Here is a 25,314-nt window from a genome sequence, read left to right on the forward strand (position 1 = left end):
CTAACACCGGGCAGGAATGGGCAGCAGGGGGGCAGATAAAAAAAACGGCGCCCGCAGGCGCCGTTTTCAGCTTGTTCAGTTCCGATTAAAGAACGTGAACAGAAGCGGTGTTGGTGGTGCCGCTCGGTACCAGAGCACCGGAGACCATGACAACCACGTCACCCTTCAGACCCATGCCGCTGGCCAGTGCCGCTTCTTTACCGATGCGATAGAAATCGTCGGTGGAGGCGATGCTGTCAACCACGTGAGCAACCACACCCTTGGTCAGTACCAGCTGGGCAGCGGTCTTCTTGTTGGTGGTGATGGCCAGGATCCAGGCTTTCGGGAAGTACTTGCGGATGGCCTTGGCAGACTTGCCGCCTTCGGTGGCAACCACGATCAGCGGGGCGTCCAGCTTCTCGGAGGTCTCTACCGCGCCTTTACATACGGCTTCGGTGATGCGCAGCTTGTTGCTGTCGTTGGCAGCAGACAGGTTGGACGGCATCACGGCATCGGTACGCTCGCAGATGGTGGCCATGATGGTCACGGCTTCCAGCGGGTATTTGCCCTTGGCGGACTCACCGGACAGCATGACTGCGTCGGTACCGTCCAGGATGGCGTTGGCCACGTCGCCGGCTTCGGCGCGGGTCGGACGCGGGTTCTTGATCATGGAGTCCAGCATCTGGGTGGCGGTGATGACCACTTTGCGGGCTTTGTTGCACTTCTCGATGATCATCTTCTGGGCGAAGATCACTTCTTCAACCGGGATTTCGACACCCATGTCGCCGCGGGCAACCATGATGCCGTCGGAGACAGCCAGGATCTCGTCGAAGTTGTCCAGGCCTTCCTGGTTTTCGATTTTGGAGATGATCTGGATGTTCTCGCCACCGTGGGCTTTCAGGTGCTCACGGATTTCCAGCACGTCTTCTTTCTTGCGAATGAAGGAGGCGGCAACGAAATCAACGCCTTGCTCGCAACCGAAGATCAGGTCGCGCTTGTCTTTCTCGGCCAGGGCCGGCAGCTTGATGGAGACGCCCGGCAGGTTGATGCCCTTGTTCTCGCCCAGATCGCCGTTGTTCAGTACTTTACAGACAACTTCGCGCTCGGTGATCTCGATGACGTCCAGCCCGATCAGGCCATCGTCAACCAGGATGCGGTTGCCGACGCGCAGGTCGTTGGCGAAACCGGCATAGGTCACGGCTACTTTGTCTTTGTTGCCAACCACGGTCTGGTCGGTGGTGAAGGTGAAGGTCTGGCCAGCGACCAGGGCAACGTCGTTGCCGCCTTCCAGCTTGATGGTACGGATTTCCGGACCCTTGGTGTCCAGCAGAATGGCTGCGTGCTTGCCGGTTTCGGCCATGACAGCGCGCAGGTTGCTGATGCGACCACCGTGCTCGGCGTAGTCGCCGTGGGAGAAGTTCAGGCGCATGACGTTCATGCCGGCGTCCAGCATCTTGGCCAGCATTTCTTTGGATTCGGTCTTGGGACCGATGGTGCAGACGATTTTGGTCTTTTTCATGTCAGTCTTCATGGTTAAGGAGTTTCCGCCGTGCAATATACACCAGTTTTTGGATACTTTTTATGATCCAGAAACAACGTTTTGACCAGATAACGTTTTCTTTTCAGGGATAACGTTTTCCTCTTGGCTACTTTTTAGGGCATAAATTAACTGGTCCGCGCATATTTGGCATAAATGTCGCCATATGTATCTCGGCGCCGGCCCGCCTCGTCAGATGTTGTAAAATGACGATCCCATCCCGTCATCAAGCCGTCATCGGTCCTCGACAAGAATAGACACTCTGCTGCCACCGGAGTGCTGCAAGATGGCCCCTTATCTGTTGCTGTTGTCCGTTGCCCTGCTGGGCGTGCAGGCGCTGCCCGCCAGCTGCTGGCCGGCGGATCCCGCTCCCCGCGATGGCGCGCTGCGCGCGTTCGAGCGCCTTGAAATGCACCAGACCCAGGCCGCCACGGCCCGCGCAAAGCAAGGCTTGCCGCGCCCCAATCCCCCGCTTGACGGGGCGCATCGACTGCCCTGAGTGGCAGATGCAGAGACACAAGAGGGAGGCCTGGCCTCCCTCTTGTTTTAGGTGCGTCACCTCGCCTTGGCGGCTCAGTTTATCTTGCCCATCTCGATGGCGAAGCTGGTGGCCAGCTGGGCGAACTTGAGGGCGTGGGCAGCCGAGGGATCTGAGTTCTGCAAGGTGTCCTGGGCGGTGTGGATGTTGGGGTTGTAGTCATTGAAGCGCGACTCGAACGGCATGGCGGCCGGGTAACCCTGATTGTGCCAGGAGGCGTGATCCGAGCAGCCGTAACCGCAACTGTCATAGCCGTAGCGGATCTGGGGCAGATAGGCGTCGAGCAGCTGGGCCAGATAGCCGGTCAGCCCCTTGTCGGTGTAGTCGGTCATGAAGACGATATCTTCCGCCGACCCCTGGTAGTTGGTCATGTCCAGCTGCAGCGCCGCCAGCACCTTGGTATTGGCCGCCTTGTAGCGGGTGGCGATGTCCTTGGAGCCGCGCAGCCCCACCTCTTCCGCCGCATAGCCGATGAACTGCAGGGTGCGCTCCGGCTGGCGGCCCTGCTCGGCGATGACCCGCAGTACCTCGGTCAGGGTAGCGATGCCGGAGGCATCGTCATCGGCGCCTGGGGCCAGGGTGCGGCTGTTGGGGGCCGAGCCCGCGGTGGAGTCGAGGTGACCGCCGAGTACCACCACTTCGTCCGGGTAGCGGCTGCCCTTGAGGGTCAGCACCACGGATTGTTGCGGATAGCCGCTGTGCTTGACCCGGCTGACGCTGGCCCAGGGCAGGGTGGCGCTCAGGGTCTGCCACTGGCCGGCCACCCAGTCCGCCGACTGCACCCCTGTGGTGGTGGTGTAGTAGCGGTTGCGCCAGCTGGCGAGCTGGCTGATGGTGCCGACTATGTTGCCCTGATCCAGATAGGGCAGCAGCCGGTTGACGCTGGCCCCCTGGGTCAGCGGCGGGGCGCTGAACAGGTTCTGGCTGATGGGTTGGGCCATGCTCTGCAGGGCGTCGGCCAAGGTGCTGTGCACCACATAGCCGCCGCAGCGTTGGTGCCCTTCGTGCATCAGGTGGGAGAGGGTGCCAAGCTCGCTCGCCTCGACCTGGGCCAGCTGAACGGGGGCACCGCTGGCGCTGAACAGGGGGGCCAGCTTGGCCTTGACCTGCTGGAGTTCGACGCCGCTGTCGGCACCGACCGTGATCCAGACGGGTTCGGCGGCTTGCGCAGCGAAGGGGAGCAGGGGGAGCAAGAGGGCGGTCAACAAGGGTTTCATAGCGGATCCTTCCAGAATGAGTTGCAGGCATGTGTGCCAAGTGGGTGTCATAAGACGACTGGCCCAGTCTAGCCAAAGGAAGAAAACGGCGAATTTGCCCATCTGGCGCGACCCTACCCCCGTCCGGTGGGGGCCGCTGCAGGATCTGCTGTCTACTGTGCCCCGCTGGGGGTGACCGCTGGAGCTTTGTGCTGGCGAGGGGAAGCTGCGCAGCGTGCCCGCCGCAGAGGCGGCGCGCAGCCCTGACCTGGGGGGCTGACAAAGGGAGTCAAATTGTGCCATCTCGGCGCGAAACGCCGGCGGGAATGGGTGGGGAGGGGTGTGGGTACCCAAAAGCGCGGGTGGACAAAGGGGCATAAAAAAGAGGGGCCAAGGCCCCTCAGGTTCACTGGATGGCGGTTTATGCGGTGGCCTGGGCCAGCATGCCGAGGGCTATCTCCCGCTCGCCCATGATCACCTTGTCCGCCCCCTGCTTGGTGAGGAAGCTCACCTCGTCGTCGCTGTGGGCGCGGGCGATCACCCGGATCGCCGGGTTGATGAGCTTGGCCTGGGCGATGGCCTCGCCGGCCTCGAAGCTGTTGGGGATGGCCACCAGCAGCCAGCTGGCGTCGGTGATGGCGGCGCGGCACAGCACCTCGTCATCGGCCACGTTGCCGTTGACGTGGGGAATGTCGGCCTGGCGCAGGCTCTCCAGCCGGTGCGGATCCTGCTCGATCACCACCAGCTCGCGCCCGGCCTGCTGCAGGCCGCTCACCAGCAGGCGGCCGACCCGGCCATAGCCCACCAGTATGGTGTGGGCCTTCATCTCCACCGCCGGGCATTTGCACTCGGCCAGCACCTTGGCGTTGTCGGCGTCCGGGTGTTTCTCCAGGTAGCGCTCGACGGCGTTGAACACCAGCGGGTTGAGCATGATGGAGAGGCTGGCGCCCACCAGGATCAGGTCGCGGGCCCCTTCCGGCACCAGCTTGAGCACGATGGCCAGCCCGATGAGGATGAAGGAGAACTCGCCGATCTGGGCCAGGCTGGCGGAGATGGTGAGGGCGGTGCGCCGGCTGTAGCGGAACAGCCGCACGATGGCGTAGGCCGCCGCCGACTTGCCGAACATGATGATGAACAGGGTGGCCAGCACCGCCAGCGGCTCGGTCAGCAGCACCGCCGGGTTGAACAGCATGCCCACCGAGACGAAGAACAGCACCGCGAAGGCGTCCTGCAGCGGCAGGGTGTTGTTGGCGGCGCGGTGGCTCAGCTCGGAGCGGTTCATGACGATGCCGGTGAAGAAGGCGCCGAGGGCGAAGGAGACGCCAAACAGCTTGACCGCGCCGAAGGCGATGCCGAGCGAGCAGGTCAGCACCGCCAGGGTGAACAACTCACGCGAGCCGGTGCTGGCGGTGTGGGCCAGCAGCCAGGGGATGAAGCGGCTGCCCACCACCATCATCAGCGCCACGAAAAGGCTCACCTTGCCTAAGGTCCAGCCCAGATCCAGCGCTATGCTCTGCCAGCTCAGGGTCTGCTCGCCGAACTGGATGTCGGCGATGATCGGCAGCATCACCAGCGCCAGCACCATCACCAGATCCTCGACGATGAGCCAGCCGATGGCGATGCGCCCCTGCAGGGTTTCCAGATTCTGGCGGCTCTCCAGCGCCCGCAGCAGCACCACGGTACTGGCGGTGGAGAGGGCGAGGCCGAACATCAGGCCGGCGACCGGATCCCAGCCCAGCAGGGAGGAGAGCCCCATGCCGAGCAGGGTGGCGACGGCGATCTGGGCGATGGCGCCGGGGATGGCGATCCGCTTCACCGACATCAGATCGCGGAAGGAGAAGTGCAGCCCCACCCCGAACATCAGCAGGATCACCCCCAGCTCCGCCAGCTCGGGCACCAGCTTCATGTCGGCCACATAACCCGGGGTGAAGGGGCCCGAGATCACCCCGGCCGCCAGATAACCCACCATGGGGGAGATCTTGAGGCGCTGGGCAAACATGCCGAGGATGTAGGCCAGCACGAAGCCGCCGACCAGAGTGGTAATCAGGGGAAGGGAGTGGTCCATGTCGTCACCTCGCTAATGGCAGTCAGGGGGCTACCAGATCACCGCGCGGGCGAAGAGGGCAGCTGTCAATGAGCAGGGGGCGAAAGAGACAGATGCTGGCCGCATGCACAGAGGGTGTGTCTGGGGGACAACAGTTGCCGTTTCTGTTGAAAAATAATACGTTTTTGGTAGAAAAACAATATTTATCCACATTTAAGACTTAATTTGCGATTAAAACTGTATAAGTGGCTATTTTGAGGCGAAAGCACGCTTCTCTGGCGGTCAGGCTGGCAACAGTAATCAATCGGTGATGGTTTTCTCCGGCACAACTGGGGGAGGGAGAGCACAAAAAAGCGGCCGACTGGCCGCTTCGCTGCATGGGGGGCTGAATGCAGATTCAGCCGAGTTCACTGGCCCTTGGCGATCCCCTCCCGGCGCGGATCGGCGGCACCAAGCCAGCCGTTTGCGTTGCGCTGCACGCCCTGCAGGCCCGAGGTCTGCTCGCTCAGCACCACTTCGTGCCCCTTCGCCTTGAGCGCCTCGACCACCGCGGCCGGGGTGCGGCCCGCCTCCAGCTCGGTGGGGCCGTTGCGACTGCCGAAGTTGGGCAGATTGATCGCCTGCTGCAGGTTGAGCCCCCAATCCTGGGTGCCCAGCAACGTCTTGCCCACGTAGTTGATGATGGCGGAACCCCCCGGCGAGCCCAGGCTCATCTCCAGCTCGCCGCTGCTCTTGTCAAACACCAGCAGGGGGGACATGGAGGAGCGCGGCCGCTTGCCCGGCTCCACCCGGTTGGCCACCGGCAGCCCGGCGGCGTCCTGCGAGGTGAAGGAGAAGTCGGTGAGCTGGTTGTTGAGCAGGTAGCCGTTGACCATCAGCCGCGAGCCGAAGCCGTCTTCGATGGAGCTGGTCATGGAGACCGCCATCCCCGCTTTGTCGACGATGGAGACGTGGCTGGTGGAGGGGAGTTCCGGGGTGGCATCCTGGCCGCGAGCCGGCGCCAGCGGCGGGGTGCCCGCTTTGGCCAGGCCCATGGAGCGCGCGCCGATGAGGGCGCCGCGCCGGGCCAGATAGTGCTTGTCGAGCAGGCCGCTGACGGGGACCGCCACATAATCGCTGTCTGCCACGTACTGGTTGCGATCGGCAAAGGCGAGCCGCGCCGCCTCGCTGTAGAGGTGGATCGCCTCGGCGGAGGCGGCCGGCTGGCCCTGCTCCCCCTGCACCGGCTTGAGGGCCGCCATGTTGCGGCTCTCCAGCATGCCGAAGATCTGGCCGAGCGCTATGGTGCCGGACGAGGGGGCCGGAAAGCCGCACACCCGGCTCTGGCGATAGTCAAAGCAGAGGCCGTCGCGCAGCTTGGCGCGGTAGCTGGCGAGATCGACCGCGCTCAGTACCCCGGGGTTGGTCGGGTGGGCGTGCACCTTGGCCACCATGGCCTCGGCCAGCGGGCCGCGATAGAAGGCGTCCGGCCCCTGGCTTGCCAGGGTTCGCAGCACCTTGGCCAGCGCAGGGTTGGTCAGTCGGGTTCCCGCCGCTTTGGGGCTGCCGTCGGCCTGATAGAAGTAGGCCCGTGCGTCCGGGTCCTTGGCAATGTAAGGGTCCTTGGCCAGCAGCGCGGCCAGCCGCGGGCTTATCACGAATCCCTGCTCCGCGAGGGTGATGGCGGGCTCGAACAGCGCAGCCCAGGGCAGCTTGCCATAGCGCTGATGGACCAGCGCCAATGCCCGTACCGTGCCCGGCGCGCCCACCGAGCGCCCGCCCACCACGCCGTCGTAGAAGGCCATCGGCTTGCCATCCTTCATGAACAGCTGATCGGTAGCAGCGGCGGGGGCCGTCTCGCGGCCATCCACCGCCGTGACTTTCTGGCCATCCCACACCAGCAGCAGGGAGCCGCCGCCGATGCCGGAGGATTGCGGCTCCACCAGGGTCAACACCAGTTGCACCGCGATGGCGGCATCCACCGCACTGCCACCGGCCTGGATCATCTGGTAGCCCGCCTCCACCGCCAGCGGGTTGGCGGCGGCCACCATGAAGTCGCGGCCTTGCCAGCCCTGCTTGTCCTGCCAGCCGCTGGCGGCCTCCGGCGCGATCAAGGTGTGGGCGGGGGGGGCTTGCAGGCTCTGCTGAGTGGCGCAGCCGGCCAGCAGTGCGAGGGCGATGGCCAGCCCCAGTGGTTTGCGCAACATGACATTCTCCTTGTCTGTTTTATGAGCATGAGTGGGGGACTATGTCACGATTGGCGCTAATGACTCAAGTTGTTGAATCAGATCAACAAGTTACTCATCTATCAACAAGTCGCACCGAGTGCACGCCCATAAAAAAACCGCCCGGAGGCGGTTTTTGCAATCAGGCTGAGCCAATTCGCTTAGATAGACTGCTCTTCACCACCCAGGGCGGCAAACAGGGCCGGGATGAACTGGGCCAGCTCGGCGGTGACCAGGGCGAAGTCGGCATCCAGACGGGCGGCCGGATCTTCGCTGGTGACGTCGTCGTTCTGCTCGCGCAGCTCTTCGCTGAATTTCAGGCGCTTGATGGAGAGATCGTCCCCCAGCACGAAGCTCAGGGTTTCGCCCCAGTTGAGGGCCAGCTTGGTGACCAGCTTGTCGTTGGCCAGGTGGTTCTTGATCTCGTCCGTCATCAGATCCTGCTGCTTGCAGCGGATGATGCCGCCGTGCTCCATGGCGCTGCGCAGCTCTGCCTCGTCCTCCAGGGTGAAGGAGGCGGGCAGGTTGCCCTCGTTCAGCCACTCGGTCATGGTGATTTCTGGCGGGTTCTTGAGGGCCACCGGCACCACCGGCAGGGTGCCGATGGATTTGCGCAGCAGGGCCAGCAGGTCGTCCGCCTTCTTGGCGGAGCCTGCGTCCACCACCATCAGGTTGTCGGCCGGGTTGATCCAGGCGAAGGTCTGGCTGGTGCGGCTGAAGGCGCGCGGCAGCAAGGTGTGGAGGATCTCCTCTTTCAGCGCTTCCTTCTCTTTCTTCTTGAGGGCGCGGCCCTGCTCGAACTCGATCGCTTCTACCTTCTCCGCCAGCATCTCCTTGACCACGGTGCCGGGCAGCATCTTCTCTTCCTTGCGGGCACAGATGAGGATGTGGCCGGCGGCGGAGTGGGTCAGGGTGGAGCCGAATTTGCCAAGGGGCTTGACCCACCCGAACCGGGAGATGTCCTGGCTGCCGCACGGGGTGAAGGCACAGGCTTCCAGCTGGGTTTCCAACTGCTCGACGGTCAGCTCGAAGGGGCGGGTAAAGCGATAAATCTGCAGGTTTTTAAACCACATGGCGTCCTCGGTCTCATAGATTGTCCGGCGGGCATTGTACTAGAGAGGCGCTTTGTGATCAGCCAATCATTCTTGTTAAATAAAGGGCGATCGACTTCACAGGGAGTCATATTCGTCCCCAAAGCCGTCATCAAACTCCCCTAGACTGCGGATGTTCAGGTTGTTAACAAGGATACCAATATGCTGAGGGCGAGTCGGTCCGACGACATGGACGAGATCGTCGAAATCTGGTTGCTGGCCTCCCTGCAGGCCCACGACTTTGTCGATGCCTCCTGCTGGTGGCAGGCCCAGGAAGATCTGCGCACCCGCTATCTCGAGCACGCCCGCATCTGGGTGTTCGAGGAGCGCGGCGAGCTGCTCGGTTTCATGGCGCTGGTGGATGATTACCTGGCGGCCCTGTTCGTGCGCCCCGACCGCCAGGGGCGGGGGGTGGGCCATGCCCTGCTGCAGGAGGCCAAATCCAAGGGGGCCCGGCTGCATGCGCGGGTGTTCGTGGAAAACGATCTGGCGGTGCGCTTCTATCGTCGCCACGGTTTCGTGATCGAGGGGGAGGTGGCCGATCCCCTCACCGGTCATCCCCAGTACCAGATGTGCTGCGAGCCCGCCTGAATCTGCCGGCCACGCCGGGTATGGCTTGAAAAAGGGGAGGCATATCCTCATCTTGTCTGCATCGGGTGCCGCTGACACCTCCTCCATACGAGCCGTTTTTCATGAAGATCCTGCATACCGCCGACTGGCATCTTGGCCATCAACTCCATGGCCACGATCGCCGTTTTGAACACGATGCCTTTCTTGACTGGCTGGCCGACACCATCAAGCGCCGCGACATCGACGCCCTGCTGGTGGCGGGCGACCTGTTCGATACCGCCAACCCCCCCGCCAGTGCCTGGCAGCAGCTCTACCGTTGTCTGGCGCGGCTGCGCGCCGAGCACCCGGCACTGGAGATGGTGCTGATTGGCGGCAACCACGACTCCCCCTCCAAGCTGGATGCCCCCCACGAGCTGCTGCGCGCCTTCGACCTGCATCTGGTGGGCAGCATCAGCCGGGACGACGAGGGGCGGCTCGAGACCGAGCGTCTGCTGGTGCCGCTGCGAGGCAAGGACGGCGAGGTGGCCGCCTGGTGCGCCGCCGTGCCGTTTCTGCGCAGCAGCGATCTGCGCCCGGAAGGGCTCAGCGAGGGGCAGGACAGACTGATCGAAGGGGTACGCCAGATCTATGAGGCGGTGCTGAGCGAGGGGCGTGCGCGCTGCCATCCGGAGCAGGCCCTCATCGCCATGGGCCACGCCTATCTGGCGGCGGGCCAGCTCTCCGAGCTCTCCGAGCGGCGGGTGCTCGGCGGCAACCAGCATGCCCTGCCTGCCGAGCTGTTTGCCGCCGCCGACTACACGGCGCTGGGCCACCTGCACCTGGCCCAGAGCCCGGCCGAGGGGGTGCACTACAGCGGCTCGCCGCTGCCGCTCTCGCTGGCCGAGGCGAACTACAACCATCAGGTGCTGGAGGTGACGTTTGAGGGGGGCAAGCTGGCCCGGCTTGAGCGGATCCCGGTGCCCCGCGCGGTGGAGATGATCCGGCTGCCCCAGAGCGGCCTCGACGAGGCGCTCCAGGCCATCGAGGCGCTGGCGCTGCCCGCTTGCCCGCAGCAGGCCCAGCCCTTCCTCGAGGTGCGGCTGCTGTTGCCCAAACCCGAGGCCCGCATCCGCGAGCGCGTGCTGGCCGCCATCGGCGACAAGCCGGTGCGCCTTGCCCGCATCACGACCAGTTATCAGGGCTCGGGCCAGGGGCTGGCGGATGGTGCCGGCCAGCGCCGGCTCGATGAGCTCTCCCCCACCGAGGTGTTTCGCCTCTGCTATCAGCGTCAGTTCGACGGGGAGCCGGAGGCCGAGCTGGTGGCGTCGTTTGAAGAGATCCTGGAGCAGGTGAAGGAGTCTAGCCAATGAAAATCTTGTCGCTGTCAGGGGAGAATCTGGCCAGCCTGACCGGCCCCTTTACCATCGATTTTGCCGGTGGCGCCCTGGGGGCTGCCGGCCTGTTTGCCATCACCGGCAATACCCGGGCTGATGGGGGCAAGAGCACGCGCGATATCGGGTCGGTATGGATGGAGGCGTGTGGCGTATGAAGATCCTCTCTTTGAGTGGTGAGAACCTCGCCAGCCTGACCGGTCAATTCACCATCGATTTTGCTGGTGGCGCCCTGGGGGCCGCCGGCCTGTTTGCCATCACCGGCAATACCGGCGCCGGCAAGAGCACCCTGCTCGATGCCATCTGTCTGGCGCTCTACGACGAGATGCCGCGCTTTATCGCCAATCGCAAGAACGTCGCCGAAGTGGGCCGCATGGACGACGAGGAGAAGCTCAAGGCCAACGACGTGCGCGGCATCCTCAGCCGCGGCCACGCCAGCGGTTTCGCCGAGGTGCAGTTTCGCGGCTGTGACGGCCGCATCTGGCTGGCCCGCTGGGCGGTGCGCCGGGCCCGCAACCGCGCCGAGGGGCGCTTTCAGGCCCAGGAGCGCAGCCTGACCGACGTGGCGTCGGGCCAGGTGTTCAGTGGCAGCAAGCGGGAGCTGCAGGATCGCATCGACGAGCTGGTGGGGCTCTCCTGGGAGCAGTTTCGCCGCGCCGTCATCCTGCCGCAGGGGGAGTTTGCCGCCTTCCTCAAATCGAGCGCCGACGAGCGTTCGGCCCTGCTCGAACGGATGACCGGCACCGAGCTCTACTCCGCCATTTCGGTCCAGACCCATGAGCGGGCGCGGGAGGAGCAGCAGAAACTGGCCGCCATCAGCCAGCGGCTCGGCGATGTGGCACTGATGGACGAGGCGACCCGCGAGCAGTGGGTGAGCCAGCAGGTGAGCCTTGCCACCAGCCTCAAACACGAGCAGCAGCAACAGCAGCTGATGCAGGACTTGCGCGATCTCAACGGCCGCATCGCCGCCCAGTTGCAGGCCTGTCAGGAGGGAGAGGCGGCCCTTGCCGCGGCCGAGGCGGCCCACGCTGCGGCCGTCCCCGAGCGCGAGGAGTTCGCCCGCGCCGAGCAGACCCAGGTGGCCCGCGCCGATCACGACGAGCTGGCCCGCCTTACCCTGGAGGTGCAGCAGCAGGAGAAGGCGCTGGCCGAGCTTGCCCCCGAACTTGGCAAGCTGGAGGAGCAGACCCAGCAGAGTGCCCTCACCGAGCAGCAACTGCTGGCGGAGAAGATCGCCGCCGAGCGCGAGTGGGGCGCCCTGCAGCCCGAGCTCAAACGGGCGCAGGAGCTCGACACCCGCATTCGGGAAAAGCAGCAGCAACTGCAGAAGATCCAGCAGGAGGGGGCGCAGGAGCGGGAGGTGCAGCTCACCCTGGAACAGGGCTGGCGCCAGCAGCGCCAGCAGGTGGAACAGCTCAAGGCCCAGCACCAGCAGTGGGGCGCCTGGCTTGAGGAGCACAAGGAGCTGGCGCCGGTGGCTCGCCAGTGGCAACCCCTGCTCACCGCCATGCAGGATTGGGCCGAGGATGCCGACAGGCTGCAGCAACTGCTCACCCTGCGCGAACACAAGCTGCGCGCCCTCAGGCAGTTGCAGCACCAGCTGGAGCAGGGGCAGCAGGAGCGCGACTACTGGCAGTGCGAGCAGGAGCGACTGCAGCAGCAACAGCACGAGCTGCAGGAGCAGCAGTGGGAGGGGCGTCTGGCCAAGGCGCAGGAGCAGTGGCAAGGGCAGACCGAGCAGCTGGGCCAGCTGCGCCAGCTGCTGGAGCTGGCGGACTATGGCCGCAATCACGGCGAGCAGCATGGTCGCCTGCAGCAGGAGATCGCCCAGCTGGAGCAGGCGGTCGGCAAGCTGGCCATCCTCGGCGACGAGCTGACGCCGGCCCGCGAGCGGCTCGCCCTGCAACGGGACGAGGCACGCCACGCGCTGGAGCAGTCCCGCGCCATCGCCAGTTTCGAGCAGCATCGCCACATCCTGCGCGACGGTGAACCTTGCCCGCTCTGCGGCGCCGAGGAGCATCCCTATCACCAGAGCCAGCCACAGGTGGCGGGCATTCTGGGGCAGTTGGCGGAGCGCGTCCGCAGCCTGGAGCTCGAGTGGGAGCGGCTCAATCACCAATATATTCAGTGCGAGAGCGAGCGCCAGGAGCTGGCCCGCCAGCTGGTGGTGCGCCAGCAGCATCTGCCTGAGCTGGAGACGCGCGCCGAGCAGCTGACCCAGCGCTGGCAGCAGCTCGGCGGTGCCGAGCTGCTGGGCCATCCGCTGCCGCTGCGTCAGAGCCCGATCGAGTGGAACGAACTGATGAGTACCCTGCTCGGCCGTGGCCAGAGTCTGGAGCTGGGGCTGGGCCGCAGCCAGCAGCAGCTGCGCGAGGCCCAGCTCGGCCAGCAGCAGTTGCAGGCCGTGCGCCAGCAGCTGAGCCAGCTGGCCAGCCAGCACCAGCAGTTTGAGCAGCAGTGGCAGGAGGCCGACCGCCAGCGCATCGCCCTGGAAGGGGAGGTGAAGGCGATGGGCGAGCAGGAAACGACCTTGCGCCAGCGCCTTGAGCAGGGGGGCAGCCGGCTCGACGAGCAGATGGGGGGCCAGCCCTGGCGTCAGTGGCTGGGCAGCCAGCAGTGGCGCGAGTGGCAGCGGGCCTGCGAGGCCTGGCTGCACGGCCAGAGCGAGTGGGAGCGGCTGACCGGCGAGATTGCCAGCCTCACCCCGGCCCTGAGCGCCCAGGAGGCGCGTCTGCAGACCCAGCGTGAGCTGCTGCACAAGCTCGAGCGCGACTACAAGGAGCATGAACAGCAACGGCAGGGGCTGGTTACCAGTCGTGCCACCTGTCTGGGGGGCGAAGAGATTGCCCTGGTGGAGAGCCGCTGGCAGCAGCGGCTGCAGCAACTGGCGAGCGAGCTGGAGACGATGCAGGGGGCGGCCCGCGCCCTGCGCGAGCGCCAGACCGAGCTCAAGACCCGTCTCAGCCATCTGGAGCAGGAGAAGCAGGTGAGCAGCCGGCGGCGACGGGAGGTGCTTGGACGCTGGGCTGCCCACGCCAGCAGCCTCGGCATCGCCGAATATGACCTGCGCCGCCTGCTGGCCATGAGCCCGGATGAGCTCAAGGCGCGCCGCGCCGCCTTGCAGGTGCTGGAGGATGCCCGTGCCGAGGCGCGTACCCGTTTGACCGAGCGGCAGCGGGCGCTGGCGCTGGAGGAGAGCAAGCGGGATCGTTACCGTGAGCATCACCCCGAGCTGGCCGCGTTGGCGCCGCAGGAGCTCGCCAGCCGGCTGACGGCGCTGGAGGCGCACTGCCGCGCCCTCGACGAGCAGCTGTTCCAGTGCAAGAGCACGCTGGCCCAGGCCGAGGCAGCAGCCCTCAAGGCGGGTACCTTGCAGGAGGAGCTGGCCGCCCAGCAGGCGGTGGCGGATCACTGGCAGCGCCTATCCGACCTTATCGGCTCGGCCAGCGGCGCCAAGCTGCGCACCTTCGCCCAGAGCCTCACGCTGGAGCGGCTGCTGCTGGAGGCCAACGCCCAGCTCGCCGAGCTCTCGCCCCGCTATCGGCTGGAGCGGGTGCCCGGCACCGATCTGGCGCTACAGGTGGTGGATCTCGACATGGGGGACGAGGTGCGCTCGGTGGACTCCCTCTCCGGCGGCGAGAGCTTCCTGGTGTCGCTGGCGCTGGCGCTGGCCCTCTCCAGCCTGTCGTCGCGCCAGACCCAGGTCGAATCGCTCTTTATCGACGAGGGCTTCGGCACGCTCGATCCCGACAGCCTGGATCTGGCGCTCTCCAGCCTTGACTCCCTGCAGGCGGCCGGCCGCCAGATCGGGGTCATCTCCCACGTGCAGACCCTGGTGGAGCGGATCGGCGTGCAGGTGCGGGTGGAGGCCCTCGGCGGCGGCGAAAGTCGGGTGGTGTTGCCCTGAGTCCTGCTTGGGTTTGCGGATGAATCGCGGCCCCGCCTTCTGGCGGGGCTTTTTTGTTTCAGTGTTTCGGCAATCTGGTCGCTTGAGCTAGGTCCATGCCCGCGTATCGCGGAAAACGAGAGTGAGGGGTTGACCCCGGTCTTGCATCCATCTGCCCGCAAGAGGGAATGGTCAATGACATTGATGCCTGAAAGGATCTTGGCTCGCATCGCGATGCGGCCACGCAGTGACGCGCTGTATCTCATCTGGTTCTGCTGGGGCCTGGCGTTGCTGCTCTATGTGGCGGGATCTGCATATTACAAATTACCCATAGTGCCGTTGCTACTGATGGTGCTGCTGTTGATGGTGGAGAAAACCAAGATGTTTGGACGAAAGCGCAATGAGTCTGAGGTGGTCGGGGCGGGGAGCACGACGACGGTGATCGCCAAGGGGGCCCGTTTCAAGGGCGAGTTGCAGGTGGAGGGCAATCTGGATGTGTATGGCCAGTTCGTCGGGACGCTGCTGCTGAACGGCGGGACGGTACGCATCATGGAAGGCGGCAGGATTGAAGGGGATGTCAGCGCCGCCCACGTGATCATCAATGGCACTCTGGATGGCACCTGCGCCTCGAGCGAGGTGGAGATCCTCGAAAACGGCAAGATGAAGGGGTTGTTCAAGGGCGGGAGCCTCTCCATCCGCAAGGGAGGCCAGTTTGTCGGCCAGTCCCAGTCTCAGGAGGAGCAGAAGGGCGAGAGCAAGGGCAACGTCAAGCAACTGCAGCCTGAAGGTAAAAGCAAGGCTGCTGATACCGCCGAGGTTGTGGCCAAACAGGCCTGATCCAAAGAGGGGCGAGTACGCCCCTCTTTGCTGGCAAGGGATTAACTGCGTCGCTCGGGCAGCATATTGGTCAGGGTGTTGTCCTTGAGCACATGATGGTGGTAGATGGCTGCCGCCGCGTGCAGGGCAATCAGGGCATAGCCAATGTTGGCCAGCGTCTCGTGCAGCTCCTTGATGGTGCCCTTCAGGCCGTCGTCGGGGGCGATGAGGGCAGGGAGCTCCAGGCCGAAGAAGGGAATGGGCTTGCCGCCCGCGCTCAGCAGCAGCCAGCCCAGCAGGGGGGTGAGGATCAGGAAGCCATAAAGCGCCAGGTGGGCGAGCTTGGCCAGTGTGAGCATCAGGGGTGAGAGCTCGGGCACGATGCGCGGTGAAGGGCTACCCACGCGCACCAGCAGGCGCACGACCACCAGCGCCAGGATCAGCAGACCCACCATGAAGTGAAACTCCTTCATCAGGTCGCGGCCAGCCGACCCTTTGGGGAAGATGTCCCTGAACTCCATCAGCGCATAGACGGCGATCATCAGCAGCAGGGTCAACCAGTGCAGCCCTATGCTCAGGCTGCCATAACGTTGTTCGGTATTTTTCAACATGCTCATATCCTTCTCGGGGCTCGCATTGCGTCAAGGGTGGTCGCAGCGGGCATCCTGCCCCTGCACCATTCTGTTTCATGTTACCGCGCAGATGTGTCAAAACCTTGATCTCGGTGTGTTTTTTAACATCTTATTTGCAACTCGCCCGACACGCTCTGTGCCGAGTCTATGCTTCTGATCAACAGGGCCATGCCGGCCAGGGTGGTGAGGGGTTGCATCATGAAGCATCTGAGAGTGGGCGTGCTGGCAGGCTTGATGCTGCTGGCCATGCTGCTGGGGATGGCGGGGCTCATCGATTCCAACGGCACCGGTCCCTTCGTCGACCTGGTCAAGGCCATCGCCGGGCTGGATGACGGGGTGGAGGTGAGCGTGATGGTCTACCCCATGTCCCGTGCCACCCGCAGCGTGGTGGTGGGGGAGGCGGACTTCAACCTGCCGGCGCTGCGCAATCCCTACATCGACGAGTCCATGCTGCCCTATCGCTTCAGCTCGGCGACCTTTGGCAAGGTGACCCACGTGCTCTACAGCAACAGTGCGGCGCCCATTACTCCCGCCATGGTACTCGGTTACGAGTACACCAAGCGCGATCTGCTCATCGAGGGGGTGACCGACTTCTGGCCCTTCTCGGTCAAGCGCTCCCTCTCACTCGAACAATCCCTCGGCAAGTTGAGCCGGGGCCGCATCGATGCTTTTCTGTGGGCGCAGGAGGAGGCGGATTTCACCCTGCGCAAGATGGGGCTGACCAATATCCACCGGGTCTATTTCGGTGAGTTTGACGATGTGTTCATCATCCCCAAGGGACCGAAAGGGGATGCGGTCGACCGCTTTCTGACCCAGTCCATCGAACGGCTGAGAGCCTCCGGTCAGCTCGACAAGATCTACTCCGCCATTCACGGTCCCTATCAGGAGTGGCAACCGGGAGAAAATGCTGCGACCAAGGCGGTCAGAGCCGCGCAATGAGCGCTTTACCCGCGATCTGCGCTCACTTACCTTGGAACGATACCTTGGTAAAGGAGTTACCTTGAACATCACCGATCCTGTGATCCTGACCGAGCTGCAGCAGATCCTGTTTCGCTCCTTCGACGTGATCCCGTTTCCGATCCTAATTTCGGAATCCGCCTGCAGCGAGACGCTGGGCAGCATACCCACCCGACTGTCGGAGATCCCGGCCCGTCATCACAGGTTCGTGAACCGGGCCTTCGTGACTCAGCTGGGCTACGACCTGACGGATCTGCCCGACATGGCCAGCTGGTTTGCCACCGTCTATCGCGATGAAGAGAGCAGGGCCCAGGCGATTGAGCGCTGGAACCAGGCGGTGATGACCAGTCTGGCCAACGGCGCGGCGGTGGCCGAGATGAACGCCTGTCTCTACTGCAAGAACGGCCAGCAGCGCTGGTTTACCATCACGGCCCAGCTGACGGCGGATGCCATGCCGGGCTGGCACATAGTGACGCTGCGCGACATCCACGACCTGCACTGCATGATCGAGGAGGTGAGCCGGCTCTCCTGCACCGATCCGCTGACCGAGCTCGGCAACCGGCGTGCCGCCGGCCAGCAGTTGCAGGCGCTCTGGCTGCAGGGGGAGCCTTTCTCGGTGATCCTGTGCGATATCGACCACTTCAAGCAGATCAATGATCGCTACGGCCATCCCGTCGGGGATGCGGCGTTGTGCGAGGTGGCCCGCATCATGACGCATCAGCTGCAGCCCGCAGAGCATCTGGCCCGCTGGGGTGGGGAGGAGTTTCTGTTGATCCTGCCTGGGGTGGACGCTGAACAGGTGGTCGAGCGAGCCGAGCAGTTGCGCCGGCAGTTTGTCGGCCATGCTGTGGGCTGGCAAGGAGAGCACTTCTCCCTGACGGTGAGCCTGGGTTGTGCCACCCATGAGGAGGGACAGGGCATCGACAGCCTGCTGCAGGTGGCGGACAAGGCGCTCTACCAGGCCAAGAGCAACGGCCGCAACCGGGTGGTATTTGGCAGGGCCTAGCCGGCAAACGCCCATAAAAAAACCGAAGCCAGGGCTTCGGTTTTTTGTTGCGGCGACGGGCGCTCGGCCCATGCGGCATTATTTCTTGATGCGGATCACCGGGGTCTCGCCCACGGTCACGGCACCCGTCATCTTCACCAGCTCTTTGATCTCGTCCATGTTGGAGATGACCACCGGAGTCAGGGTAGATTTGGCTTTGGCTTCCAGAACGGCCAGATCGAACTCGATGATGGTGTCACCGCGCTTGACCTGTTGACCTTCCTGAGCGATACGCTTGAAGCCTTCGCCTTTCAGTTCAACGGTGTCGATACCGAAGTGAACGAACAGCTCGATACCAGAGTCAGATTCCAGCGAGAACGCGTGGTTGGTCTCGAAGATCTTGCCGATGGTGCCGTCGCACGGAGCAACCATCTTGTTGCCAGCCGGCTTGATGGCGATGCCGTCGCCGACGATCTTCTCGGCGAAGACTACGTCGGGTACATCTTCGATCGGTACGATTTCGCCTGACAGCGGGGCAAAGATTTCGATGCCGCCGGTATCAGAACTGTCATCGGAAACCAGTTTCTTCAGTTTATCAAACAGACCCATAGTAAAAGCTCCTAGAGATGATTGTCGCTGTTTGCAGCCGATCTTAGCAGACTGCCTTCTGCTTAATAAAGTTATCTACACAGGCTTCGATTTCGGCGGCGGTGGCAAAGCTCAGCGCTTGATCAGCCATGGCCTTCACATCTTCGAAGTTGGTGTTGCGGATAAGCTTCTTGATACGCGGTACAGAGATGGCGCTCATGGAGAACTCATCCAGACCCATACCCAGCAGCAGCAGGGTGGCACGCTCGTCACCAGCCAGTTCACCACACATACCGGTCCACTTGCCTTCGGCGTGGGATGCATCGATAACCATCTTGATCAGCGTCAGGACGGAGGGTGACAGCGGGTTGTACATGGCGGAAATCATCTCGTTACCACGGTCGACAGCCAGGGTGTACTGGGTCAGGTCGTTAGTACCGATACTGAAGAAATCCACTTCCTTGGCCAGATGATGAGCCATCACGGCAGCGGCCGGGGTCTCGATCATGATACCCACTTCGATGGATTCATCAAAGGCTTTGCCTTCGGCGCGCAGTTCGGCTTTCAGCGTCTCTACGGTAGCCTTCAGGCTGCGGAACTCTTCGACAGAGATGATCATCGGGAACATGATGCGCAGTTTGCCGAAGGCAGACGCACGCAGGATGGCCCGCAGCTGGGCGTGCATGATGTCGGCGCGATCGAAGAAGATCCGCACGGCACGCCAGCCCAGGAAGGGGTTCATCTCTTTCGGGAAATTCATGTAGGGCAGTTCTTTGTCGCCGCCGATGTCCATGGTGCGCACGATGATCGGCTGATCCGGCATCGCTTCGGCCACTTCTTTGTAGGCTTTGAACTGCTCGTCTTCGGTCGGCAGCGCGTCACGGTCCATGAACAGGAACTCGGTACGGTACAGACCCACGCCCTCGGCGCCGTTGCGGATGGCACCTTCGGTATCCTTGACGGTACCGATGTTGGCGCACACTTCGACCTGATGGCCATCAAGGGTGATGGCAGGCAGATCTTTGAGCTTGGCCAGTTCATCTTTCTCGGCCTGGAACTGGGCCTGGAATTGCTTGGCTTCGTTCAGCTGTTCGGCGGTCGGATTGATGATGATCTGGTTGTTGATCGCGTCCAGCACCAGCACGTCACCATTCTTGACGCGCTCGGTGATGTCGTTGGTACCCACGATGGCCGGCAGCTCCAGGGAGCGGGCCATGATGGAGGTGTGGGAAGTACGGCCACCGATGTCGGTGACGAAACCCAGCACGTATTTCAGGTTGATCTGAGCGGTTTCGGACGGGGTCAGGTCTTTGGCGACCAGGATCACCTCTTCGTCGATGGTGCTCAGGTTGACAACGGCGATGCCCAGTACGTTCTTGACCAGACGGGTACCGATGTCACGGAAGTCTGTGGCGCGCTCGCGCAGATAGGGATCATCCAGCTCGGCCATCATCTTCGCGTACTGCTCGATGACCTCGTAGATGGCCTTGTCAGCGGTGGCCTTGTTGTCTTTGATGAAGGATCTGATATCCCCTTCCAGCTCTTCATCTTCGAGCAGCATGATGTGGCCTTCGAAGATGGCCTCTTTTTCTTCACCGAAGGTGCGACCGGCCATCTCTTTGATGGCTTCCAGCTGTGCGGCTGACTTGGTGCGGGCTTCGAGGAAGCGGTTGATTTCGGCATCAATCTGTTCGACAGCAATTTTGCCCTGATTGATAACGATTTCATCTTCTTTCAGAAGAAGCGCCTTGCCGAATGCGATACCGGGGGACGCAAGAATGCCAGATATCATAATCCTTCCTATTAAAACGACTGTGGGGGAGGAATAAAGCTGGATTACTCCAGCTCGTCCATCAGGGCAACCAGCTTCTCAACGGCTTTCTGAGCGTCCGGGCCGTCGGCCTGGATGGTCACGTTGGTGCCTTTGGTCAGGCCCAGGGTCTGCAGCTTGAACAGGCTCTTGGCGCTGGCGGATTTGCCACCGGAGACCACAGTGATCTCGCTTTGGAATTCTTTGGCTTCTTTCACGAACTGAGCTGCCGGACGGGTGTGCAGGCCGTTTTCAGCAGTAATAACAACAGACTTCTCGTACATGGTTTCACCCCATATTATTGATATTTTTTGGTGTGAGGGATGCTTTTGACGCTTCCTTCTCGCACCGTGTCAGTATGGATATGTTGTAAAGTAACGAAATTAGACCTGCAATGGTTTAATCCAGGTCAATTTTCTGTGCAGTATTCGGTGTCTGCCTCAACTCTTTTCCGTTATCGCTCTACAAGCCGCGTCAATGCTGGCTTGAAATTATTTTATAACGAAAAATAACACTTTGTTACTTTGTGATACCTAGTCGGCAAACACCTCGTGACGCGGCACAGGATATGAGATTTATCACAGAATGTCTGCTTTTTTTGTCGCTGGGTTGCTTGTTATTTTACCCCGAAAAATAAGGGGTCGACTGGCGCTGCCAAGTGCTCAGTCTAGCTCATAAAGAAACGGCGCTCCTGGGAGCGCCGTTGTTTTGAAATAATCCGATCACTTATTGCTGCAGTTCCTGCTCGCTGAACACCCCGGCAAACAGGGCGCTGGAGAGGTAACGCTCGGCGGCGCTCGGCAGAATGACGACGATGGTCTTGTCGGCAAACTCCGGCAGCTCGGCGAGACGGGCTGCGGCCACCACGGCGGCGCCTGAGCTGATCCCGGCCAGGATCCCTTCCTCTTCCATCAGACGGCGAGCCATCTCGATGGCATCATCGCTGTTCACCTGCTCGACGCGGTCCAGCAGGGTGAGGTCCAGGTTGCCCGGGATGAAGCCGGCACCGATCCCCTGGATCTTGTGGGGACCCGGCTTGATTTCAAGGCCGGCCAGACGCTGGCTGATCACCGGCGATTCGCTCGGCTCGACGGCGACGGAGACCACCGCCTTGCCCTTGGTCTGTTTCAGGTAGCGGGAGACACCCGTGATGGTGCCGCCGGTGCCGACGCCGGCCACGAACACATCCACCTGACCGTCGGTGGCATCCCAGATCTCGGGGCCAGTGGTCTTCTCGTGGATCTCCGGGTTGGCGGGGTTTTCAAACTGTTGCAGCAGTACGTATTTGCCCGGCTCGGACTCGAGGATCTCGTTGGCCTTGGCAATGGCGCCCTTCATGCCGAGCGGCCCTTCGGTCAGCACCAGGTTGGCGCCGAGTGCCTTGAGCAGCTTGCGGCGCTCCAGGCTCATGGTGGCCGGCATGGTCAATGTGATGGGATAGCCACGGGCGGCGGCCACGAAGGCCAGAGCAATACCCGTGTTGCCGCTGGTGGGTTCGATGATCTCCTTGCCCTTGGTCAGGACGCCGCGTTTCTCGGCATCCCAGATCAGGTTGGCGCCGATACGGCACTTGACGCTGAAGCTCGGGTTACGGCTCTCAATCTTGGCCAGCACGCGGCCCTTGGTAACACGGTTGAGACGAACCAGCGGGGTGTGACCTATGGTCTGGCTGTTGTCCTCAAAAATTTTGCTCATGGTGCTATCCCTGTTTGTTACGGCGATGAAACAAGATTACCCTGTGGTTTCTGAATGAGAAGTGACGATTTGTTATAACAATATGTTATTACAAGATATAGAGCTTATTCTTTCTTATTGAGGCCTCGATCTCAAAAAGGTCTCTCATCGTCAAAGGAATGGACGTTATGGGATTTGCAGGAAGCGATCGCTATCTCGCCTCTGAATCGCTCAAGATGGCGGTCAATGCCGCCATCGTGCTGGAAAAGCCCTTGCTTATCAAAGGGGAACCCGGCACAGGCAAGACCGAGCTGGCCGAAGCGGTGGCCCGCCATCTGGGCACCGAGCTTATCGCCTGGCACATCAAATCCACTACCAAAGCCCAGCAGGGGCTCTATGAGTACGATACGGTGGCCAGGCTGCGCGACTCCCAGCTCGGCGACCCCAGGGTAGGGGAGATCAGCCACTATATCCGTCGTGGCAAGCTGTGGCAGGCCTTCACCGCCGACCAGCGCCCGGTGCTGCTTATCGATGAAATCGACAAGGCGGACATCGAGTTCCCCAACGATCTGCTGCAGGAGCTGGATCGGATGGAGTTCGACGTCTACGAGACCGGCGAGCGAGTCAAGGCGCGCCAGCGGCCCGTGGTCATCATCACCTCCAACAACGAGAAGGAGTTGCCGGACGCCTTCCTGCGCCGCTGCTTCTTCCACTACATCCGCTTCCCCGACAAGGCCGAGATGCAGGACATCGTCAAGCTCCACTACCCCGACCTCAAGGAGAGCCTGCTCGGTGAAGCGATGGATCTCTTCTTCGAGCTGCGCGAGGTAGAGGGGCTGCGCAAGAAGCCCTCCACCTCGGAGCTTTTGGACTGGATCCGGTTGCTGTTGGCCGACGACATCGCCCCCGAGGCGATGCGTGCCCGCGAGCCCGGCAAGCTGGTGCCCGCCCTCTACGGCGCTCTGCTCAAGACCGAGCAGGACCTGCATCTGTTCGAAAAGCTCGCCTTTCTGGCCAGACGCGGCAGCTGACTCATGCTCATCGACTTCTTTACTCACCTGCGCCGCCACAAGCTTCCCTGCAGTCTGCGTGAACTGCTGGACTTGCACGGAGCGCTGGCAGCCCGGCTGGCCAGCCTAGACATGGACGAGTTCTACCAGCTCTCCCGCTGCCTGCTGGTGAAAGACGAGGCCCATTACGATCGCTTCGATCGCGCCTTTGCCGAGTATTACGAGGGGTTGGCCGCCATCCCCCTGTTGCCGGAGAGCCTGCCCGAGGAGTGGCTGCGTAAGGAGTTCGAGCGATTGCTGAGCGCCGAGGAGAAGGCGTTGCTCCAATCCCTTGGCGGACTCGACCAACTGCTGGCGACCCTCAACCAGCGGTTAAGCGAGCAGAAGGAGCGCCACGCCGGCGGCAACAAGTGGGTGGGTACCGGCGGGAGCAGCCCATTCGGCCACGGCGGCTTTCACCCGGAAGGGATCCGCATGGGGGAAGAGGGCCAGCATGGCAAGGCGGTCAAGGTGTGGGAGGCGCGCCACTATCGCAACTTCAGCGACGATTCCCCGCTGGGGCAACGGGCCATCCAGCTGGCGCTGCGCAAGCTCAGGCGCTGGGTGCGCAAGGGCAACCCCGACGAGCTGGATCTCGACGACACCATCCAGAGCACGGCCAGACAGGGCTGGCTCGATGTGAAGCTCAGGCCCGAGCGCCACAACGGGGTCAAGCTGCTGGTCTTCTTCGACGTGGGGGGATCCATGGATGCCCACGTGGCCGAGGTGCAGCGCCTCTTCTCGGCCCTGCGTCACGAGTTCAAGCATCTGGAGTACTTCTATTTTCACAACTGTCTCTACGACTTCGTCTGGCAGGACAACGCCCGCCGGCACGAGGCGCGCTTCGATACTCTGCGCCTGCTGCGCACTTACGGCAGCGACTACAAGGTGATCCTGGTGGGGGATGCCACCATGGGCCCCTATGAGATCACCTGGCCCGGCGGCAGCGTCGAGTATTGGAACGAGGAGGCCGGCCAGGTGTGGCTGGCCCGCCTGCAGCAGCACTTTCCCAAGCTGGTGTGGATCAACCCCACCCCGCGCCGGGAGTGGCTCTGGCACCCCTCCATCAAGCTGATGAACGAATTGATCGGCGGGCGCATGCACCCGTTGACTCTGGCGGGTCTGGCTGCGGCCATCGACCAGCTGTGACCCTCTCTACCCGAACAGACCAACAAGCCGGGAATGAACCCGGCGAGGAGCAAAGATGACCTCTATCGTGATCAGTGGCTCAGGCCTCTATACCCCTCCCTTTGCCGTCAGCAATGAAGAACTGGTGGCCGCCTTCAACCAGTATGTGGATCTCTACAACGAGGAGAACGCCTCCGCCATCGACGCCGGCCAGCTCCCCGCCAAGCAGCATTCGAGCAGCGAGTTCATCGAGAAGGCCTCCGGCATCAAGAGCCGCTATCTGGTGAGCAAGGAGGGGGTGCTGGACCCCGACATCATGCAGCCGCTGCTGCCCGAGCGACCCGATGACAAGCCCTCCATCATGGTGGAGATGGCGGTGGCCGCCGCCGAGCAGGCGCTGATCGCCGCCGGTCGCGAGCCCGGCGAGATCGATCTGGTGATCGTCGCCGCCTCCAACATGCCGCGCCCCTACCCGGCCCTCTCCATTGAGCTGCAGCACTATCTGGGGGCGGGCGGCATGGCGTTTGACATGAACGTGGCCTGCTCCTCCGCCACTTTCGGCATCAAGACGGCGGCAGACATGCTGGCGGCCGGCAGCGCCAAACTGGCGCTGGTGGTCAACCCGGAGATCTGCTCGGGGCACCTCAACTTCCGCGATCGGGACAGTCACTTCATCTTCGGCGACGCCTGTACCGCCGTGCTGCTGGAGCGGGAGGCCGATTGCAAGGTGGCCAACCCCTGGCAACTGGTGGCCAGCAAGCTGGTGACCCAGTACTCCAACAACATCCGCAACAACTTCGGCTTCCTCAATCGGCTCAGCCCGCGCACCCGCTACGGCGATGACAAGCTGTTCCGCCAACAGGGGCGCAAGGTGTTCAAGGAGGTGCTGCCGCTGGTGTGTGACCAGATTGCCGGCCAGCTCGACGAGCAGGGCTGGGCAGCAGATTCCCTGAGCCGGCTCTGGCTCCATCAGGCCAACCTCACCATGAACCAGTTCATCGCCCGCAAGCTGCTGGGCCACGATGCCAGCCAGCAGGAGGCGCCGGTCATTCTCGACAGCTACGGCAACACCAGCTCGGCGGGCTCCATCATTGCGTTCCACCTTCACAGCGGCGACCTTCCCGCCGGGGCGCGCGGCGTGCTCTGCTCGTTTGGGGCCGGTTACTCCATCGGCAGCCTGTTGCTCACCCGTTTGTAAGGGGGGCCTAGCCGCGGCAAGCAACAAAAAACCACCCGGGCGGGTGGTTTTTTATGGCTGGC

Annotated in this window: 20 protein-coding genes and 1 pseudogene; 11 read left to right on the forward strand and 10 right to left on the reverse strand. The window is 62.9% G+C overall.

Annotated elements, in window-relative coordinates:
- Positions 1-85 precede the first annotated feature (85 nt).
- Positions 86-1,498, reverse strand: coding sequence for a pyruvate kinase PykF (gene pykF / locus C2U40_RS05290; protein WP_019839755.1), 1,413 nt, complete (start codon positions 1,496-1,498; stop codon positions 86-88).
- A gap of 304 nt (positions 1,499-1,802) precedes the next feature.
- Between pykF and C2U40_RS05295 the strand changes: the two genes are divergently transcribed.
- Complete coding sequence (locus tag C2U40_RS05295; RefSeq protein ID WP_043163626.1) at positions 1,803-2,015, forward strand: hypothetical protein; 213 nt, start codon at positions 1,803-1,805, stop codon at positions 2,013-2,015.
- A 74-nt stretch (positions 2,016-2,089) separates the two neighbouring features.
- Here C2U40_RS05295 and C2U40_RS05300 read toward each other — a convergent pair whose 3' ends face one another.
- The 4 genes from C2U40_RS05300 to rdgC form a co-directional block, all read right to left on the reverse strand.
- Positions 2,090-3,271 (reverse strand): M28 family metallopeptidase, encoded by a 1,182-nt coding sequence (locus C2U40_RS05300; RefSeq protein ID WP_181014894.1) that lies wholly within the window; start codon positions 3,269-3,271, stop codon positions 2,090-2,092.
- Between the two features lie 400 nt (positions 3,272-3,671).
- A complete protein-coding gene (gene ybaL / locus C2U40_RS05305; protein WP_017409102.1) occupies positions 3,672-5,315 on the reverse strand; it encodes a YbaL family putative K(+) efflux transporter in 1,644 nt (547 codons plus the stop codon).
- A 386-nt stretch (positions 5,316-5,701) separates the two neighbouring features.
- The gene (ggt, locus tag C2U40_RS05310; protein ID WP_103828573.1) at positions 5,702-7,480 is read right to left on the reverse strand and encodes a gamma-glutamyltransferase; all 1,779 of its coding nucleotides are present in this window, start codon (positions 7,478-7,480) and stop codon (positions 5,702-5,704) included.
- A 179-nt stretch (positions 7,481-7,659) separates the two neighbouring features.
- Positions 7,660-8,571, reverse strand: a complete 912-nt coding sequence (rdgC, locus tag C2U40_RS05315; protein WP_011706841.1) for a recombination-associated protein RdgC — start codon at positions 8,569-8,571, stop codon at positions 7,660-7,662.
- A gap of 180 nt (positions 8,572-8,751) precedes the next feature.
- On the opposite strand from rdgC, the gene C2U40_RS05320 reads away from it, so the two are divergent.
- The 5 genes and pseudogenes from C2U40_RS05320 to C2U40_RS05340 all read left to right on the forward strand — a co-directional run bounded on the left by C2U40_RS05320 (position 8,752) and on the right by C2U40_RS05340 (position 15,252).
- Positions 8,752-9,180 (forward strand): GNAT family N-acetyltransferase, encoded by a 429-nt coding sequence (locus C2U40_RS05320; RefSeq protein WP_103828572.1) that lies wholly within the window; start codon positions 8,752-8,754, stop codon positions 9,178-9,180.
- A gap of 101 nt (positions 9,181-9,281) precedes the next feature.
- Positions 9,282-10,508 carry an exonuclease SbcCD subunit D C-terminal domain-containing protein gene (locus C2U40_RS05325; RefSeq protein ID WP_103828571.1) on the forward strand — a complete coding sequence of 409 codons (1,227 nt, stop codon included), beginning with the start codon at positions 9,282-9,284 and terminating at the stop codon, positions 10,506-10,508.
- A pseudogene (locus tag C2U40_RS05330) lies at positions 10,505-10,645 on the forward strand (exonuclease SbcC); the annotation flags it as partial. The gene C2U40_RS05325 and the pseudogene C2U40_RS05330, both read left to right, overlap by 4 nt.
- Before the next feature lie 38 nt (positions 10,646-10,683).
- Complete coding sequence (locus C2U40_RS05335; RefSeq protein ID WP_103828570.1) at positions 10,684-14,436, forward strand: AAA family ATPase; 3,753 nt, start codon at positions 10,684-10,686, stop codon at positions 14,434-14,436.
- Between the two features lie 174 nt (positions 14,437-14,610).
- A complete protein-coding gene (locus C2U40_RS05340; protein WP_103828569.1) occupies positions 14,611-15,252 on the forward strand; it encodes a bactofilin family protein in 642 nt (213 codons plus the stop codon).
- Positions 15,253-15,293: 41 nt separating this feature from the next.
- Here the strand turns inward: C2U40_RS05340 and C2U40_RS05345 are convergent, their stop codons facing one another.
- Positions 15,294-15,842, reverse strand: coding sequence for a cytochrome b (locus C2U40_RS05345; protein ID WP_029299539.1), 549 nt, complete (start codon positions 15,840-15,842; stop codon positions 15,294-15,296).
- A 219-nt stretch (positions 15,843-16,061) separates the two neighbouring features.
- Between C2U40_RS05345 and C2U40_RS05350 the strand changes: the two genes are divergently transcribed.
- Together C2U40_RS05350 and C2U40_RS05355 are read left to right on the forward strand one after the other, a co-directional pair.
- Positions 16,062-16,802, forward strand: coding sequence for an ABC transporter substrate-binding protein (locus C2U40_RS05350; RefSeq protein WP_103828568.1), 741 nt, complete (start codon positions 16,062-16,064; stop codon positions 16,800-16,802).
- Between the two features lie 61 nt (positions 16,803-16,863).
- Positions 16,864-17,826 (forward strand): sensor domain-containing diguanylate cyclase, encoded by a 963-nt coding sequence (locus C2U40_RS05355; RefSeq protein ID WP_181014893.1) that lies wholly within the window; start codon positions 16,864-16,866, stop codon positions 17,824-17,826.
- A gap of 78 nt (positions 17,827-17,904) precedes the next feature.
- Here C2U40_RS05355 and crr read toward each other — a convergent pair whose 3' ends face one another.
- The 4 genes from crr to cysK form a co-directional block, all read right to left on the reverse strand.
- Complete coding sequence (gene crr, locus C2U40_RS05360; RefSeq protein ID WP_005303134.1) at positions 17,905-18,414, reverse strand: PTS glucose transporter subunit IIA; 510 nt, start codon at positions 18,412-18,414, stop codon at positions 17,905-17,907.
- A gap of 43 nt (positions 18,415-18,457) precedes the next feature.
- Positions 18,458-20,185 carry a phosphoenolpyruvate-protein phosphotransferase PtsI gene (ptsI, locus tag C2U40_RS05365; RefSeq protein WP_103828566.1) on the reverse strand — a complete coding sequence of 576 codons (1,728 nt, stop codon included), beginning with the start codon at positions 20,183-20,185 and terminating at the stop codon, positions 18,458-18,460.
- A gap of 44 nt (positions 20,186-20,229) precedes the next feature.
- A complete protein-coding gene (locus C2U40_RS05370; RefSeq protein ID WP_005303128.1) occupies positions 20,230-20,487 on the reverse strand; it encodes an HPr family phosphocarrier protein in 258 nt (85 codons plus the stop codon).
- Between the two features lie 442 nt (positions 20,488-20,929).
- A complete protein-coding gene (gene cysK / locus C2U40_RS05375; RefSeq protein WP_011706833.1) occupies positions 20,930-21,898 on the reverse strand; it encodes a cysteine synthase A in 969 nt (322 codons plus the stop codon).
- Between the two features lie 167 nt (positions 21,899-22,065).
- Between cysK and C2U40_RS05380 the strand changes: the two genes are divergently transcribed.
- Genes C2U40_RS05380 through C2U40_RS05390 form a run of 3 tightly spaced genes read left to right on the forward strand, consistent with a single transcriptional unit; the run spans position 22,066 to position 25,252 of the window.
- A complete protein-coding gene (locus C2U40_RS05380; protein ID WP_103828565.1) occupies positions 22,066-22,908 on the forward strand; it encodes an AAA family ATPase in 843 nt (280 codons plus the stop codon).
- 3 nt (positions 22,909-22,911) lie between these two features.
- Positions 22,912-24,075 (forward strand): vWA domain-containing protein, encoded by a 1,164-nt coding sequence (locus tag C2U40_RS05385; protein ID WP_103828564.1) that lies wholly within the window; start codon positions 22,912-22,914, stop codon positions 24,073-24,075.
- Positions 24,076-24,130: 55 nt separating this feature from the next.
- A complete protein-coding gene (locus tag C2U40_RS05390) occupies positions 24,131-25,252 on the forward strand; it encodes a beta-ketoacyl-ACP synthase III (RefSeq protein WP_103828563.1) in 1,122 nt (373 codons plus the stop codon).
- Positions 25,253-25,314: the final 62 nt, after the last annotated feature.

The sequence above is a fragment of the Aeromonas sp. ASNIH4 genome, assembly GCF_002934425.1.
In the GTDB taxonomy this organism is placed as follows: domain Bacteria; phylum Pseudomonadota; class Gammaproteobacteria; order Enterobacterales; family Aeromonadaceae; genus Aeromonas; species Aeromonas hydrophila.

Bases quoted from the DNA above. Each gene is read 5' to 3' on its own strand.
- pykF (WP_019839755.1), bottom strand. From the start codon at position 1,498: ATGAAAAAGACCAAAATCGTCTGCACCATCGGTCCCAAGACCGAATCC.
- C2U40_RS05295 (WP_043163626.1), top strand. From the start codon at position 1,803: ATGGCCCCTTATCTGTTGCTGTTGTCCGTTGCCCTGCTGGGCGTGCAG.
- C2U40_RS05300 (WP_181014894.1), bottom strand. From the start codon at position 3,271: ATGAAACCCTTGTTGACCGCCCTCTTGCTCCCCCTGCTCCCCTTCGCT.
- ybaL (WP_017409102.1), bottom strand. From the start codon at position 5,315: ATGGACCACTCCCTTCCCCTGATTACCACTCTGGTCGGCGGCTTCGTG.
- ggt (WP_103828573.1), bottom strand. From the start codon at position 7,480: ATGTTGCGCAAACCACTGGGGCTGGCCATCGCCCTCGCACTGCTGGCC.
- rdgC (WP_011706841.1), bottom strand. From the start codon at position 8,571: ATGTGGTTTAAAAACCTGCAGATTTATCGCTTTACCCGCCCCTTCGAG.
- C2U40_RS05320 (WP_103828572.1), top strand. From the start codon at position 8,752: ATGCTGAGGGCGAGTCGGTCCGACGACATGGACGAGATCGTCGAAATC.
- C2U40_RS05325 (WP_103828571.1), top strand. From the start codon at position 9,282: ATGAAGATCCTGCATACCGCCGACTGGCATCTTGGCCATCAACTCCAT.
- C2U40_RS05335 (WP_103828570.1), top strand. From the start codon at position 10,684: ATGAAGATCCTCTCTTTGAGTGGTGAGAACCTCGCCAGCCTGACCGGT.
- C2U40_RS05340 (WP_103828569.1), top strand. From the start codon at position 14,611: ATGACATTGATGCCTGAAAGGATCTTGGCTCGCATCGCGATGCGGCCA.
- C2U40_RS05345 (WP_029299539.1), bottom strand. From the start codon at position 15,842: ATGTTGAAAAATACCGAACAACGTTATGGCAGCCTGAGCATAGGGCTG.
- C2U40_RS05350 (WP_103828568.1), top strand. From the start codon at position 16,062: ATGAAGCATCTGAGAGTGGGCGTGCTGGCAGGCTTGATGCTGCTGGCC.
- crr (WP_005303134.1), bottom strand. From the start codon at position 18,414: ATGGGTCTGTTTGATAAACTGAAGAAACTGGTTTCCGATGACAGTTCT.
- ptsI (WP_103828566.1), bottom strand. From the start codon at position 20,185: ATGATATCTGGCATTCTTGCGTCCCCCGGTATCGCATTCGGCAAGGCG.
- C2U40_RS05370 (WP_005303128.1), bottom strand. From the start codon at position 20,487: ATGTACGAGAAGTCTGTTGTTATTACTGCTGAAAACGGCCTGCACACC.
- cysK (WP_011706833.1), bottom strand. From the start codon at position 21,898: ATGAGCAAAATTTTTGAGGACAACAGCCAGACCATAGGTCACACCCCG.
- C2U40_RS05380 (WP_103828565.1), top strand. From the start codon at position 22,066: ATGGGATTTGCAGGAAGCGATCGCTATCTCGCCTCTGAATCGCTCAAG.
- C2U40_RS05385 (WP_103828564.1), top strand. From the start codon at position 22,912: ATGCTCATCGACTTCTTTACTCACCTGCGCCGCCACAAGCTTCCCTGC.
- C2U40_RS05390 (WP_103828563.1), top strand. From the start codon at position 24,131: ATGACCTCTATCGTGATCAGTGGCTCAGGCCTCTATACCCCTCCCTTT.